At 34.1% G+C, this 15,711-nt stretch carries 9 protein-coding genes and 2 pseudogenes; 7 read left to right on the top strand and 4 right to left on the bottom strand.

Annotated elements, in window-relative coordinates; genetic code table 11:
* Positions 1-66 precede the first annotated feature (66 nt).
* Genes C8270_RS19060 through C8270_RS19045 form a run of 4 tightly spaced genes read left to right on the top strand, consistent with a single transcriptional unit; the run spans position 67 to position 5,590 of the window.
* Complete coding sequence (locus C8270_RS19060; protein WP_106498349.1) at positions 67-1,308, top strand: alkyl sulfatase dimerization domain-containing protein; 1,242 nt, start codon at positions 67-69, stop codon at positions 1,306-1,308.
* Positions 1,309-1,365: 57 nt separating this feature from the next.
* Entirely contained in the window at positions 1,366-3,468 is a 2,103-nt protein-coding gene (locus tag C8270_RS19055; RefSeq protein ID WP_234028601.1) for an acetate--CoA ligase family protein, read from the top strand.
* A 19-nt stretch (positions 3,469-3,487) separates the two neighbouring features.
* A complete protein-coding gene (locus tag C8270_RS19050) occupies positions 3,488-4,690 on the top strand; it encodes an alkyl sulfatase dimerization domain-containing protein (RefSeq protein WP_106498348.1) in 1,203 nt (400 codons plus the stop codon).
* Positions 4,691-4,750: 60 nt separating this feature from the next.
* A complete protein-coding gene (locus tag C8270_RS19045; protein ID WP_106498347.1) occupies positions 4,751-5,590 on the top strand; it encodes a sulfite exporter TauE/SafE family protein in 840 nt (279 codons plus the stop codon).
* A gap of 892 nt (positions 5,591-6,482) precedes the next feature.
* Here the strand turns inward: C8270_RS19045 and C8270_RS19040 are convergent.
* From C8270_RS19040 to C8270_RS19025, 4 genes and pseudogenes are all read right to left on the bottom strand, one after another.
* Positions 6,483-7,627, bottom strand: a pseudogene (locus tag C8270_RS19040) (IS3 family transposase).
* 108 nt (positions 7,628-7,735) lie between these two features.
* Positions 7,736-9,244, bottom strand: coding sequence for a DNA cytosine methyltransferase (locus C8270_RS19035; protein WP_199794703.1), 1,509 nt, complete (start codon positions 9,242-9,244; stop codon positions 7,736-7,738).
* Entirely contained in the window at positions 9,228-10,223 is a 996-nt protein-coding gene (locus tag C8270_RS19030) for a DNA cytosine methyltransferase (protein ID WP_106498346.1), read from the bottom strand. Before C8270_RS19030 ends, C8270_RS19035 begins: the two co-directional genes overlap by 17 nt.
* Positions 10,224-10,238: 15 nt before the next feature.
* Complete coding sequence (locus tag C8270_RS19025; RefSeq protein ID WP_106498345.1) at positions 10,239-10,427, bottom strand: antitoxin; 189 nt, start codon at positions 10,425-10,427, stop codon at positions 10,239-10,241.
* A gap of 163 nt (positions 10,428-10,590) precedes the next feature.
* Here C8270_RS19025 and C8270_RS19020 point away from each other — a divergent pair, with 163 nt between their 5' ends.
* The 3 genes and pseudogenes from C8270_RS19020 (at position 10,591) to C8270_RS19005 (ending at position 15,315) form a co-directional block, all read left to right on the top strand.
* Positions 10,591-12,234: an AAA family ATPase gene (locus C8270_RS19020; protein WP_106498344.1), complete on the top strand. Its 1,644-nt coding sequence runs from the start codon at positions 10,591-10,593 to the stop codon at positions 12,232-12,234.
* Positions 12,137-13,468: pseudogene (locus C8270_RS20530) on the top strand (LlaJI family restriction endonuclease). The gene C8270_RS19020 and the pseudogene C8270_RS20530 overlap by 98 nt, the downstream one beginning before the upstream one ends.
* A 152-nt stretch (positions 13,469-13,620) precedes the next feature.
* Complete coding sequence (locus C8270_RS19005) at positions 13,621-15,315, top strand: DUF2075 domain-containing protein (RefSeq protein WP_106498341.1); 1,695 nt, start codon at positions 13,621-13,623, stop codon at positions 15,313-15,315.
* Positions 15,316-15,711: the final 396 nt, after the last annotated feature.

The following is a 15,711-nucleotide window of genomic DNA, read 5'->3' as shown; positions in this document are numbered from 1 at the left end:
TCTTTAATTTGCAAGATTAAGGCGTCAAACGTGATGTAATTCTAAAATTATTAGAGGAGAGATAAAATGGACTATGTGAAGACGGATGAATTTCAAAATAGAGTATCTGAAGGAAACGTTAACTGGGAATATGGTTCTGATTCTAGATTAGAAAAACTCAGCGAAGGGTTTTACAGTGGTATTAATTTTGGTTTTGGCAATGTTGGTTTCGTTATCACTGAGGAGGGAGTTGTTGTAATAGATTCAACCATTTCACGTTCAGGAGCCAGGGCCGTAATAAAAGAAATTCGAAAATTAACTAATAAACCCATTAAGTATCTTATTTATACTCATGGCCATGGGGATCATGTCGGTGGTGCTTCTGTTTTCAAGGAGGAAGGGGCTACGGTTATTGGACATCGTAACGTTAACAAAAGATTTGATCGTTACACAAAACTTAACGAGCATCACTTAGCTATAAACAGCCTTCAATTCAAAAAGAAGTTAACTTCAAAAGTTAGGAAGTATGTCTATCCAGACATTACTTACGATCAGGAGTATACATTTGAGTTAGGCGGGAAAACGTTTAGATTAATACATGGAAAAGGCGAGACTGATGATGCCACCGTAATTTATATTCCGGAAAATCGAATTTGTTTTATAGGGGATTTTATTATTTGGGCATTTCCGAATATAGGAAACCCTAATAAGGTAATTAGATATGAAAGAGAATGGTATGAAATGTTGGATCGAATTCTTTCCTTAAGACCAAAAGCAATTGGAGTAGGACACGGAAGAAGTTTAATAGGCAGGCAAGAGATAGAAGATTGTCTGGGTGATACGTCCAACGTTTTGAAGTATTTACATGAAGAATGCGTGAAGCATATTAACAAAATGTCTTCTTTAGATAAAATGCTTAGCGAAATTAAAGTGCCTGAAAAGCTGGCCAACAGTCCTTATATTAAAGAGCTATATGGTTGCAGGGAATTTGTTATTAGGGGAATCCATCGAAGGTATACAGGATGGTACGATGGCAACCCGACAAGTTTATCTTCATCCCCAGTAAAAGAAGTGAATAGGGTTATTTTTGATTTAATTGGCAGTAAAGAAAAGATCATAAGAAAAGCAAAAGATTATCACGCTAAAGGCAAAAATCAGCTTTCATTGCACCTTATCGATTTGATATTAATAGAGGACCCCGAAGATAAAGAAATGCACTTATTAAAAGCTAATGTGCTGAAAGAAATGTCCTCTAATTCAAATAATCTGTTTTTTAGAAATTTTTACTCGGTAAATGCGGAAAAAGAAATAGAGGTAGGAAACAGTTGATGAATATAGAAGGTATATAATTTCTTTTTTCTTTTAATTAAAAATGGGGGTGTAAAGTTGAATTTAGATTTAAATCCAATGTTTGATCCGAAGTCTATCACTATCATTGGAGCATCTGGAGGGGAGGGAAAACTAAGTGCGATCCCTTTGCACAATTTAAAAGCTAATGGCTATCAAGGAAAGGTTTACCCGGTTAATCCAAAGTATAAAGAAATAGCTGGTTATAAATGTTTTAAGGAGATAGAGAGCTTACCGAAAGAAATTGATTTGGCAATAGTTTCAGTTGGTGCAGATTATGTATTACCTATTTTGGAACGTTTGGCTCAGCGGGAAATTAAAAGTGCAGTTGTGTTTAGTTCGGGATTTTCTGAAGCGGGCAGCAAAGGGAAGGTACTACAAGAAAAATTAGCCTCTTTTTGTGAACGGTCCAAGATTCCAGTATGCGGGCCCAATTCATTAGGGCTTTATAACAGGAATAAGGGTATGCTTGCAACATTTGCCGCGCATGGATTTACACAGCATGAACCAGTTGCATTCGTTACCCAAAGTGGGGCTTTTGGGTCTTTTACTTATGAACTAGCAAAAGAACTAGGTCTGGGCTATGACTATTCTGTATCGACAGGTAATGAAGCAAACGTTGATTTCTTCGACTTTGTTGAATACTTTGCTAAGGTTGAAACAATTAAAGTTATTGGTGGTTATATTGAAGGAGCCAGGGATGTTACCAAAATGACGAAAGCAATAAATACTGCCCATAAAAATAACAAACCACTTGTATTGATGAAAGTAGGAAATTCAAGAAAGGGTGCTGAAGCAGCCACTTCACATACTTCCTCATTGGCTGGAAATCAATCAGTTTATAAAAGTTTCTTTAAACAAAATAATGTTGTTCAGGTATCGAATGAAGAAGAATTGATAGATACGTTAACCGTGTTTAATAAAGTAAAAGTCTCTCCAAAACGAGGAGGACTTGGGATTGTAACAATTTCTGGAGGAACGGGTATTGTAATGGCTGATAAATGTGAAGAGTACGGTGTAGAGATTGCTAAACTTATGCCTGAAACTACTGCTAGATTAAAAGAATTATTACCACCTTTTGCAGCAGTGACAAATCCTGTTGATGTTACTGCACAGGCAATTCAGTATTTAGATAATCTTCAAGAGTCCCTAGAGGTTTTATTAGGAGATGAAAATATTGAAGCTGTAGTTTTTTATATGCAAATCGGTCATTCTTTATCCCCATATTTAGTTCCGAAACTAATTGAAGTATCTAAACAAACAAACAAGACGTTTATTGTGTGCTGGAGTGGTGCTTCGAAAGAGACTAGGGAAGCACTAATATCTGGGGATGTTTGCTGGCTACCCACTCCAACCCGAGCTGTAACAGCAGTTAACAATCTAATGAATTATTATAAAAATAAGGAAACGATTGTTGGAAACAAAGCAAATTATTTGCGAGAACCAGAAAGTACTACAGCATTTGAAGGTATTTTGACAGAACATCTTGGAAAACAAATCATTTCTAAATATGGCATTCCTATTCCTAGGGGGAGGGTAGCTAGTTCGGCAGATGAGGCAGTCCAAATTGCTGAAGAAATCGGTTATCCCATTGTTTTAAAAGCAAATTCAAAAGACATTACGCATAAAAGTGAGATGGGAGCAGTGATAACAGGTCTTGTTTCACAAGATGAAATACTTCATTCGTACAATAAAATTGTCTCAAATTGTTTAAATGGTTCTTCCGAAGTGAAACTGGATGGCATATTGGTCGAAGAGATGTGTGATGAAGGAAAGGAAGTTTTTATTGGCTGTTTTCAAGACCCTTTGTTCGGACCTTGTATGATGTTCGGATTAGGAGGGATTTATGTAGAGGTGTTATCAGACGTAGCTGTAAAGAAAGCACCGTTAACTCGTAGAGATGCCGAAGAAATGGTTAGAAGTATTAAAGGATATAAAATTTTAGAAGGAGTAAGAAAGGAAGATCCTTCAGATATAGATGCACTTGTAACTGCATTAATTAATCTCTCTTTTTTTTGCTGGGATCATAGAGATTCTTTGCAAGAATTGGATATTAATCCTTTAGTTGTTCATAAAGAGGGTGAGGGAGTATCAGCACTAGATACGTTAATTGTGGGGAAATCATTAGTATCAAACGTCTAGAAAGGGAGTGAAGAAAATAATGAATTCTAATCATAAACTTCGAAGTATTGATAAAGTCATGGATCAAACCTCAGGAAACTCTAAAAAAGAGGTTAAACTTATAAAATTAAAAGAGGATCATTATTTTGTGAAGGGGTTTGCGAATGTAGGCGTTATTTTTACTTCAGAAGGAGTTGTAGTCATAGATACATCTGTAAGTAAAAGTCATGCAAACGATATTTACAGTAAAATCCGGGAAAAAACCAATCTTCCTATAAAATATATTATTTATACACACGGACATTTAGATCATGTCCATTCAACTGATGTTTTTAAAGAACCGGGAACTAAAGTGATTGGTCACGAAAATATAAATGAGAGATTCTTAAAGTACAAGAAATTGGAAGAATATCATTTAAGAATTAATTCATTGCAATTTCAAAACAAACTAGGACTGCAATCCTTTGAATTTTGCCCTCCGGATGTTACTTTTCACAATAACTATGAATTTTCACTCGGAGGAAAGGATATTCAAATTGTCCACGGCAAAGGGGAGACTGATGATCACTGTTTTATATATGTTAAAGGGGATAACATTGTATACAGTGGGGACTTTTTTATTTGGTCTTTTCCTAATATCGGAAATCCTTTAAAGGTCATACGCTATGAACGAGAATGGTATGAAACATTAGAAAAAATCAAAGAATTGCATCCCGAAATACTAGTACCAGGACATGGGAGTGCACTAAAAGAAAAAGAAACGATTCAAACCGCTCTCCAAGATGTGATTGATACACTGTACTTTATTCATGAAGAGGTAATTCTACACATAAATAAAGGAACCCCTCTTGAGTACATGGTTGAATCCATTCAGCTTCCAGAACATTTGAGAAATAGTCCTTATGTACAACAAACTTACGGATGCCTGAACTTTTCTATTAAAGGAGTTTATCGTAGATATACCGGATGGTTTGATGGTAACCCTACTAATTTAAATCCTAGCAAGTCAAAAGAGATTGCTGCTGAATTACTATCTCTCATACAAAACGATAGTGTTATCCTTACAAGGTGTCGTGAGTTAATTGAAAGAGAAGAATATCAAATGGCTATGCATCTTCTTGATATACTGATTGTATCGAAGGATATAGAAGAAGCGAAACAATTAAAAAATGAAGCAGTTAAAAAATACGCTGAAGAAAATGATAACTTTATTATGCGCAATATTTATAGACAATATCAGTAAGCAACAAGGTATTCGTTTCTATTTTTATCTTAACGTGCTTCATTTGGTTGGAGGAATCTTATGGCGATAAGTACGGGATTATGCCTTCTCTTAATAGGTTTGGCGGCGGGAACCTATGGAATGATGGTTGGCGCTGGTGGTGGTTTTATTTTAGTACCAGTTTTATTGCTAATGTTTAACCTATCTCCACAAGTTGCAGCAGGTACGGGGCTTGCTGTTGTGCTAATAAATGCAGTGTCGGGTGCATATGGTTATATTAAGCAGCAGCGTATCAATTACCAGCTGGGTGTTAACCTAACATTGGGGGCAATCCCAGGAACATTTATTGGTGTGTGGCTAACTCAAGTGATCCCCCCTCAATCATTTAAATGGGTATTTGGATTTGTACTTGTTGCGTTGGGGATTTTTTTACTGGTCAAAAGAAAACCTAAAACTAATCCGTACAATAATTTGGAGGATGTTTCTACATCTAAGGTTGAAATTGCTGCGGATAGTAGTAGGGCTCTACTTCAGGTAGAGTCAAACCAATTTTTACCGAGAAAAAGCAAAATGTTACTACTATTATTGATTGGTATTCTTTTAGGAACGGTATCTAGTTTCTTCGGTATTGGTGGGGGCTGGTTAATGGTTCCAATACTTATTTATATTTTACATGAATCGCCTCATAGTGCTACGGCGACCTCAGTTTTTTCCCTTAGTATATACTCCGCAGTAGGTGTTGGAATCCATCTATTTCATGGGAATATAAATTGGACCATCGTTTTTTGGAGCGGGATGGGCGTTTTGGCCGGTGCTCAATTAGGAGTGTATTTATCAACTAAAATATCAAATAAGCTACTTATTCAGATGCTTTCAATTGTACTTATAGGTGTTGGCATAAAGATGTTTTTAAGTGCATAAAACTTATAAAATCAAACGAACACTGACTAAGATAATAAAAAGATTTGTGGATAGTAAAGACTTTCGCTTGATAGAGCGAAGGTCTTCTATTTGTTTTATTATATTTACATTCGATCGGAAAGTATTTAAGTTATGGAATATGTGAAGTTATTTAATAAGATATTTGTGAGTATGTTTACCAATCAAATTGGTCTATGATAATTTAAATTTTAATGATGTATAAAATGAGATGGTGAAGGGAAGTTTCACTGAAAAAAAGACGATTCAGAACTCGTTAAGGTAAAAGGGATAAAAAGATAGTAATATTTCACTAAATGGTGATGATCTTTATCATCATTTAAAACATAAATTATAAATGATTAAATAATAGTATCTTTCCTAAATAGAGTTTAAAAAAATCGGGTGTGTAAACCAAACTGTATAGTAAGAGAAGTGTAATGTGCCCACTTGTCAAGACACAAAAATCGATTTTTTAAGATAAAGTCTCCTTCCTAAAAGTCTAATCTCCCCGACGCTTTAACGGCCACTTTTTTTCCAAGTCTTAAGGTTTGCTGAAGCCCACCACCCTNAGTGTAATGTGCCCACTTGTCAAGACACAAAAATCGATTTTTTAAGATAAAGTCTCCTTCCTAAAAGTCTAATCTCCCCGACGCTTTAACGGCCACTTTTTTTCCAAGTCTTAAGGTTTGCTGAAGCCCACCACCCTTGACCTTGTTTATGCCATGGTAGTTCTCTTGTGGCGGATGGGAAAAATTCAGCCTTTACGGCTCCTACCCGCACAGCCAGCGTACCATGGCCAATCACTTCCTAAGTTCCGCTGGCGGGGCCCCGACCCCTTCCAGCGATCACTAAGGGGTGGCACGGCGGTCAAGGGCAAGCAGCTTCGCTGTGGTTAATCGCTCCTTCCATAATGTATATTGGCCGGTGTTTTTTCTCCTAAAGCTTGATGTGGCCTACTCCAGTTGTAATGATGCATGTAGAGCTTCGTCATTTGTTTTAATTCCAACACCGTCTCCGGGTATAGTAAGTAAAGCCTTTCCCATTTGTAACTTCGGAAAAAACGCTCCGTTCTGGCATTGTCTTTTGCGCGTCCTCTACCATCCATGCTGATTTTTATGGATTCATAGCTTTTGATGCAATTGATATAATCTTTGGATGTGAATTGACTTCCTTGATCACTGTTGATGATCTCGGGCATTCCATGCGCCTGAATAGCCTTCTCTACTGTACGAACAATAAAATCGGTCTGCATTGTGTTGCTTAAAGACCACCCCACGATAAATCTTGAATACCAGTCTATAATAATCACAAGGTACATAAAGCCTGCTGGAGTGCCACAATACGTAATATCAATACCCCAAACCTGATTTCGGTGGGTAATGCTTGTACCCCGAAGCAGGTAAGGGTACGTTCGTGCCTGCAAATCCCGCTTGCTCAGATTCGGTCCGGGATAGAACGCGGTTATACCCATTTCTCGCATATAACGACGTGTCCGCTTGATTCCTATATTGGTAAAGCCTAGTTTTCTTAACTCATTTCGGATTCTTCGGCAGCCATATGCAGGTTCATTAAGGTGTATTCGATCAATGGCATTTTTGATGTTGATTTCCTCTTGACTTGGCTGGTGCACCTTGATTTCATAGTAAGCACTTGCCCTAGACAAGTTTAATAGTTTACACTGGTGCTTAACTGTTAACTCCTTACTATCAAAGTCTATTAGTGCTCTTTTCTCCTCCAATCTGAGACCTGTTGTTGTTTTTTTTTCAGCCAATTCATGTCCACGGTCAACTGTCCAATTTGATTAATTAACTCCTCCTTTTCCGCCTCGTGCTCCTGCTTAAGTTTTTCTAATTCCGTGGATTTTTTGTCAAAGACAGCAGGCATGTTATTCAGAAACTCCGTCTTCCACCTGCTAATAAGTTGTGGGCTTACTTCATATTTTTGAGCGATTTCATTAAGAGTACTTTCTTCTCTCAATATTTCTAAAACAACCTTTGCTTTTTCCGCTGAACTATATCTTCTTCGTTTTTTACTCATAGCACTAGTATTATCTTATTTTTTCATTTTTAGTGTCTAAACCCACGGATACATTATAAAGTATGTTCTTTCACTTACACAATTTAGCTTACACCCCCAGAAGTACAATTAAATATATTTCTTTAAAACTTCTGCAATTCCTCTACTCATTAACGGTGGAACAGAATTGCCAATTTGCATATAAGTCTTGGTATAAGGGCCTTTAAACATGTAATAATCAGGATATGTTTGTATTCGGGCAGCCTCTCTGGGTGTAAGACCTCTGGCTTGAGTAGGATGTATATACATATTGCAATCAAATTTCATATGAGCTGTGATAGTTTTGCTCGGCTTATTATTTTCTAACTTATAGTACTTATCTTTAAATATATTATTTCTGCTTTGATAAGGCATAATATCGGCAATTTTAGGATCATCCGACTTATTCCCTTGATGTAGGCGGCCAAATATCTCAATGTCTCGGTCATTGTTGTACCGTGCCTTGTGATTGAAAACATATGGTATCGAATCAGTACAGTTATTAATTAACAATTGATAGTCTGATTCAATCTCAAAAAATGGATTATAGTCTACTTTTCTGCCATGCTCTTCTGTGTCTAACTCAGTTGAATTTTTTATTCTTGAGGCTGTTAAAGGTCTAAGGTTCGAAATTGCATCTTCTAGAACATGCTTATTTTTGTGTTTATTTAACTCTTTGATTTCCTCAAAAGCCTTTTCATTATTGACTCCCATCCTATTTCCTATAAAAATTAACCTTTTCCTATTTTGAGGTACCCCAAAATCATATGAATTAAGAATATCAAAAGTGACATCATATCCAATACTTTTAAAATCTTCCACTACTTGAGTAGCAACTGTCTTCATTCCAGCCACGTTTTCCATTACAAAAAACTTTGGTTGTATTTTATTTACTATTTGTACAAAGGCCTTATACAATTTATTTCTTGGATCGTCAATGATTCTTTGACGATTCGCATTACTGAATCCTTGACATGGGGGACCACCAATAATCACATCTGTAGTTGAATATCTAACATATTTTTTAATATCAGGGATAATATTATTAATATCGTTTTGAAAGATATACTTTTTCGGTACCTCTGGATGGTTGTGGATATAAGTATCTATACAACATTGCTCTATATCATTAGCGAATGATATACGGAATCCTTCTTGTTTAAATCCGAGTGACATTCCGCCGGCACCACAAAATAAATCCATAAGGGTAGGTTTATTAGAATGTTTTTCTTCTTCTTTAATAATAAGTTTCCTGTAAGATTCACAATAACTATTGATTGGACAACTTTTGCAGTCAATTTGTTCAGTGTTATATTTCTGATCTAGATCTTTAATATATTGAAAAAATTCATCAAAGGAAAACTTGCAATTCTTATTTATGATATTTTTTAGTTCAGTCATTTCTTTCTCTGAGTTTATAATTCCGATTTTAATAAGTTGTTGTATTCCACCTAAGCCCTCGAGTGACATTTGAGGTTCATTTAATTGTTCTCTCGAAGGAACAGTTAATTTTAGAATATTGAATATCTCTATAATTTCATTGATATATGCCTTTTTAGCTTTTTGATCGGAGTATATGTCTTTAAATTGGTACAACATCCTTTATTTTCTCCTCGTTATGTTCTTTATTTTCTGTTCCTGTATTTATTGCTTTAATTATGCTTTGAGCCACATGATTGGCTACACTAACTGTAACTGCATTACCAAATTGTCTATAGGCTTGTGTATCTGAAACAACAATTTGGTATTTGTTATTATCAATTGGGAAGCCTTGAAGACGAGCGCATTCTAAAGGTGTTAGCCGACGAATGGGTGTTTTACCAGCTTGCAATGCTACTTCACTTGGCTGTGTTACATAATTGTCTTGACTAGCCCTATGCATTTTGTGCATGGTTGCACAAAGAGGTCTTGCAATCTTTAAGTCTATTTCTGGCTTAGCTTTATAATTTTTCGTACCTTCAGCCAAAATGGTTTTTTTGATCTTTTGTGAAAGGTAGTATTTCACATCAACATCTTTATCTAGTAAATCCTGCATTGTGGATGTTAATAAAATTGGATCGGGAAAAGAAAAATCAATAGAATGATCCTTAAAGCAGACGATAAAAATACGATTCCGTGTCTGTGGAACTCCAAAATCGGAACTATTTAATACTTTAGCATAAACTTTGTAATTTAACTTTTTTTCTAGCACTTCTTTTATTACTTTAAATGTATTCCCATTATCATGAGTTTTTAAATGACGCACGTTTTCTAAAACAACAATGTCAGGACTATGTTCTTCTAAAATCTTTTCTATGTTAAAAAACAGCGTTCCTCTTGTATCTGTAAAGCCTAATTTTCCACCCATCATGCTGAAAGGTTGGCAAGGGAACCCCCCTATTAGAACTTTATGTTTTGGAATATCTTTCGGATTTATATCTGTAATATTTCCAAATTGTATGTGGTTACCAAAGTTTTCCTGGTACGCTTTAACCGCATGTTTGTCATTATCATTTGCCCAAATTATATTAAATCCTGCCTGCATAAAACCAAGATCTAAACCACCGCAACCACTAAATAAAGAAACTGTCTCTAACATGTAATCCCTCCATTTTTAATCGTTTTTTTTATTATCGGTTATATACTCTAAAATCCATTCTCTAATTTGAACTGAAGCACATTTATTTTCCTCATGTAGATACATCATAAAATTATCTTTTAATTCAGGTTCTAATAGTATCTCTATTTTTGATGTTTTTTTTCGTCCAGCGGGACGCCCTACTTTTGATTCATTTTTGATCATTTTCAATCCTCCGAAATAAACATAGAAAGTATGTTCTTATTATAACACATTTATTTATATCAGGGTATAAAATGAATCAACATTTAAAATTAAAGTTTAGAAGAGCTTATATGTTAATATTAAAGAAAGGTATGATGTAACTTGTTAATTGGGGGTAATAAGAATGTATAATGATGTATTAAACATATTAGAACAGCTATTAGACAAACTAAACATAAACTTAGACATGGGAGAGTTTGACGACAATATAGAAGCCATTTGGATAAAAAAATTAAAAGCCACAAATACTATTCAGAAAGATAGGAAGTCCAATCAAGTTCATATTGCTATTACAGGAAAATCATTAGATTTGTTTCCATATATTGAAAATTACCAATTTTTAATTGCTGAAAAAGAGAATGCAGATAATTCATTTAAAAGAAGATTTTTGATGAAAATTCCAGTAACACTTAATATGGATAATCTAAACTATCTATTAGATGATGATGAGTCTCTTTTTCATAGTAATATTCATTGTTTTACGACATTCGCAAAACACCGTGAAGAAAGAAATCAAGGCGAGCTATGTTCTAGTAATGATTCTAAGGAATTTGTTAATTTTAGACATTTGTTATCTACAAACGATTTTTTAATTTTTTTAAAGAGAAAAAGAGAGGTTGGGTATATAGTTTTAGGTATTAAGGAATCAGATGGTAGTGTTTTTACTGAATACTTAAAACAAGGTACATATATTGGTTATGGGAATTTTAATCCATCTCGTGACAAATCTACTTTAGTGGATTTTCGAGAACACACTTTATTAGAAAATAATTCAACATATATAATTTCTGAAGAGTCTCCAAGAATAAAAGGCATAAACTTAATTCTTTATGGTGCTCCAGGTACAGGTAAAAGTTTTGAACTAAGTAAGAGGTTCCCAAATAATAAGGTTAGAGTTACCTTCCATCCAGAATATACGTATTATGATTTCGTAGGAAGTTATAAACCGCTTCCTTTATATAAGTCAACAAATGAAAGCCACCAACTGTACACGTATGAAGGAAAAAAAATAAACGTAGGTGAACCGATCATTGATTATCAGTTTGTGCCTGGACCATTTACACTTGCCTTAAAAAAAGCATTATCCAATGAAAGTCAAATTATCACCATAGTTATAGAGGAATTAAACCGTGCTAACGCTCCAGCTGTATTTGGGGATTTATTTCAACTATTAGATCGTGATAAAACTGGAAAAAGTGAATATACAATTAGACCTAGCTTAGAATTATATAACTACTTAAAGAAGGAAATTGAGTGGTTGCCAAAGGAAATTTATCTTCCAAGTAATTTGAATATAGTAGCAACGATGAATAGCGCTGATCAGGGAGTTTATGTTTTGGATTCAGCTTTTAAAAGAAGATGGAATTTTGAGTATATGCCTATAGAATTAGAAGGTATTGAACATGAAGATGAAAAAGTTCAGTATAGCGATAAATTAGTGCCATGGAGAGATTTTGTAGGTAATCTAAATGAAAATTTAAAAGAAATCGGAATTAATGAAGATAAATTAATAGGTCCATATTTCTTGAAACCAGGTGAACCGTCAAATAAAACCTTGGTAGCATCCAAACTATTGATTTACTTGTGGGACGATGTGGTAAGACATTACCGTCATAGGTTATTTAAAAATGGAATAAAGACCTTTGGTATTCTAAATACTAAATTTTTAAATGGTGAAGAGGTTTTTCAGTTTACATTTAATGAAACAGCGGTTATTAATCAGTACATTGAAGAAAATGACAATAATGGTGATAGCAATGATAAGTGATGATTATTACTGTTTTGAAGAAGGAAATAAATACGATTATAATGAATTTAAATTTCTATTAACTGAAGAGTTATTTAAAAGAAACTTGATTAAGAAAACTGGAAAATTATTAGTATTTAAATTTACGGGATTTATTTTTAATAAAAATTATCTAATCGTAGTTTTTCCTAAGGGATATTTTGGTACGGTTAAAAAAGAAAGTTTCCAATTAAAGGCACTTTTAAATGCATTACTTCGTTATAAAGAAGAGATAGGTATACATGATGGTGAAAATGAGCTAATGGGTGGTATGGAAGGGGTACATCCAGAGGGTTTTTTGGCAGCTATTAATTTGTTAAAAGACTTTTTATTACATGGTTATATTCGAAAACAAACATTTCAGCATACAATAAATACTGGCAATAACATCGATTGGCAAAAAACAATAAATAGAAGAAACCCAGTGATGTCGAATAATAGACCCATATATTTAGATTTCGTTGCTAAAGTAAAGACAAATGATAGGGAAAACTTGCTTTACAAACTACATAGATACGCCGTTTAACAAAGTCATAAGAAATGTGGTTGGCTCTTGAATATCGATGATTTTGTATATGATCCTAGATATGATACACTTCCGTGCGATACTGAAACCGCCAAAAACATTTTAGCTCAAGCGATATCTAATACCTTTGTGGATAGAGAAGTAAGTTTATTAAATAATATAATGTATTTTATTTTTGGTTCTAGTAATTATAATTCTGAAAAACCGGAAACACTTGCTACACAATATTTCCACAGTATTTGGGAGGCCATTTGTAGCGAGCTATTTAATAACGAATACGATCATTTTAAATATCTAATCCCGAAACCTAAATGGCATGTATATAATAATAAGTATAATCCATACAATTTTTCCCGACAAATACCTGATATTTTATATTACGAGAATAATACATTATATGTATTAGATGCTAAATATTATAATATAAAACGAAACTTACCAGGCTGGCACGACTTAGTTAAACAATTTTATTATGCCTATTCACTAGGAATCAGCTTAAATGTAAAAACAAGAAATTTATTATTGTTTCCCGGGCTGACAGACCATATTGTAGAATATTTCGGATATGTCGATATTGAGAATGACAAAAGGTTAGGTGAAGTAGAAGCATATTTAATAGACATCGCTTATGCAATTAAGAGCTATGGTCTATACAGAAAGCAATCATTGAGGAATTATATTGGCTTATAAAAAAATGATTCTTATATTTATTTTGATGTACCATGAAACCGACTGTAGCGTTGTCCCAAATCATTAAAATCTATGATAAAATACCTATAAACATCGTAATAAATTTGAAATTCACACTAGAGATATTGGAGTATTTTATGGGGGATTAACAATTGATTGTTTATGAAGCAAGTAAGCAAGAGTTCATTCAACACGTAGATCAAGATGTACTAGTTTCACACATTCTAGAGCAGTTTCAATTAAAATTGGGTAGAACTAGTCAATCCGAAATACGTTCATGGGATAATTCTATGTTACATATGTATCGAGTTTTAAATGATAGTAGTATACCTGATAACGCAGGAGTTGCTATTGAATATAGAATCCCGTATTCATCTAAAAGAGTGGATTTTCTTCTGTCTGGTCATGATGGAGATAATGATACAGTGGTCATTGTTGAATTAAAACAATGGTCGGAAGTTGAGAAAGTAGAAGGAAAAGAAGCGATCGTTAAGACCGCAATAAATCGAGGATTACACGAAGTTGCTCACCCTTCATATCAAGCATGGTCATATGCTGCATTAATTGAAGATTACAATGAAAATGTTCAAGATGAAGGTATTCATCTTGAACCATGTGCATATTTACATAATTACCGGGTGCAAAATAACGACCCGTTAACTGATAGTATTTATGACTATTATGTAAATTTAGCTCCTGTATATGCAAAGGGAGACGTAGAACGCTTAAGAAAGTTTATAAAAAAACATATTAAATACGGGGATAATAAAGAGATCATTTACCAAATTGATCAAGGAAGGATTAGACCTTCTAAATCGTTACAAGATGCACTGTCAAATATGCTAAAGGGTAATCAAGAGTTTGTTATGATTGATGAACAGAAAGTTGTATATGAAACTGCACTTCAGCTTGCAGAAAAGGCAGTTGAGACGGACACAAAACAAGTGATGATTATTGAAGGCGGGCCCGGAACAGGAAAGTCTGTACTCGCTATTAATTTGCTAGTCGCATTAACGAATAAAAGCTTGACTTGTCAATATGTTACTAAAAATTCAGCACCACGTAATATATACTCAACTAAATTAAAAGGAGATTTTAAAAAAGGTAGAATAGATAACCTGTTTAAAGGTTCTGGCAGCTATACAAATTCAGTGGTAAATGAACTTGATGTATTAGTTGTTGATGAAGCACACCGATTAAATGAAAAATCGGGTATGTTTCAAAACCTAGGTGAAAATCAAGTGAAAGAAGTTATACATTCAGCAAATATGTCTATTTTCTTTATCGATGAAAATCAACGTGTCACGCTAAAAGATATTGGTAGTGTGGAAATGATAAAAGAATATGCAAACGAATATGGTGCGGAAGTCACAACTGGATTTTTGGATTCTCAATTTAGATGTGATGGATCTGATGGATATATAGCGTGGCTGGATGATGTTCTCCAAATCCGAGAGACTGCAAATGCGAATGAAATAGGTATGGATTACGACTTTCGGGTTTTCTCTGATCCAAATCAGATGAAAGAGGAAATTAAGAAACTAAATAAGCGAAATAACAAATCTCGAATTGTTTCCGGCTATTGTTGGGAATGGCCTAAAGAAAATAGAACTAAATCAATATTTCACGATATTAAAATTGAAGAATATAACTTTGGAATGAGTTGGAACTTAGGTAATACTTCTACCTGGGCAATTGACGAAAACTCTATCGATGAGGCTGGTTGTATTCATACTTGTCAGGGCCTTGAATTTGACTACGTCGGTGTTATCATTGGTGATGATATGAGATTTGAGGACGGGAAGGTAATAACTGATTATACAAAAAGAGCAAAATCAAATGATTAAAGAGATTAAACTTAAAACAAAAATTAAGGTGAGTCCTCTATTTTTTTTGAAATTTACACCTTTCCCTGTTTTTATGAAATAAATCACTGTAAAACAAATACATAAAACCACTAACAATAAACCAATAAGAAGTATTGGCATATATCCACCCCAATTAATCTTTACATTTTAATTTATCTTGCTATTCTTTCTTAAACAATTCTGCCCTTTACTAAAAAAGTGACTATTCTTGTTGAACAATTGCACCCTAAATAATCTAACCCGCCTTCTAGAGTACTCGCTTTAAAAGCATAACCAAAATATTAGTCTCCCTTATTCCATAATTCTACCCGCTAGTTTTATTGTATATTTTTATATTAACATTAACTTCTATTACATTCATCAAGGTTATTATTA

The organism is Lentibacillus sp. Marseille-P4043, from assembly GCF_900258515.1.
GTDB lineage: Bacteria > Bacillota > Bacilli > Bacillales > Amphibacillaceae > Lentibacillus_C.
The sequence above is the reverse complement of the archived record's forward strand: the minus strand, read 5'-3'. Positions and strand labels throughout refer to the sequence as shown.

What these genes read in the sequence shown, in the direction of transcription:
- C8270_RS19025 (WP_106498345.1), bottom strand. Translation starts at nt 10,427, where the DNA reads ATGATCAAAAATGAATCAAAAGTAGGGCGTCCCGCTGGACGAAAAAAA.
- C8270_RS19030 (WP_106498346.1), bottom strand. Translation starts at nt 10,223, where the DNA reads ATGTTAGAGACAGTTTCTTTATTTAGTGGTTGCGGTGGTTTAGATCTT.
- C8270_RS19060 (WP_106498349.1), top strand. Translation starts at nt 67, where the DNA reads ATGGACTATGTGAAGACGGATGAATTTCAAAATAGAGTATCTGAAGGA.
- C8270_RS19045 (WP_106498347.1), top strand. Translation starts at nt 4,751, where the DNA reads ATGGCGATAAGTACGGGATTATGCCTTCTCTTAATAGGTTTGGCGGCG.
- C8270_RS19035 (WP_199794703.1), bottom strand. Translation starts at nt 9,244, where the DNA reads ATGTTGTACCAATTTAAAGACATATACTCCGATCAAAAAGCTAAAAAG.
- C8270_RS19050 (WP_106498348.1), top strand. Translation starts at nt 3,488, where the DNA reads ATGAATTCTAATCATAAACTTCGAAGTATTGATAAAGTCATGGATCAA.
- C8270_RS19020 (WP_106498344.1), top strand. Translation starts at nt 10,591, where the DNA reads ATGTATAATGATGTATTAAACATATTAGAACAGCTATTAGACAAACTA.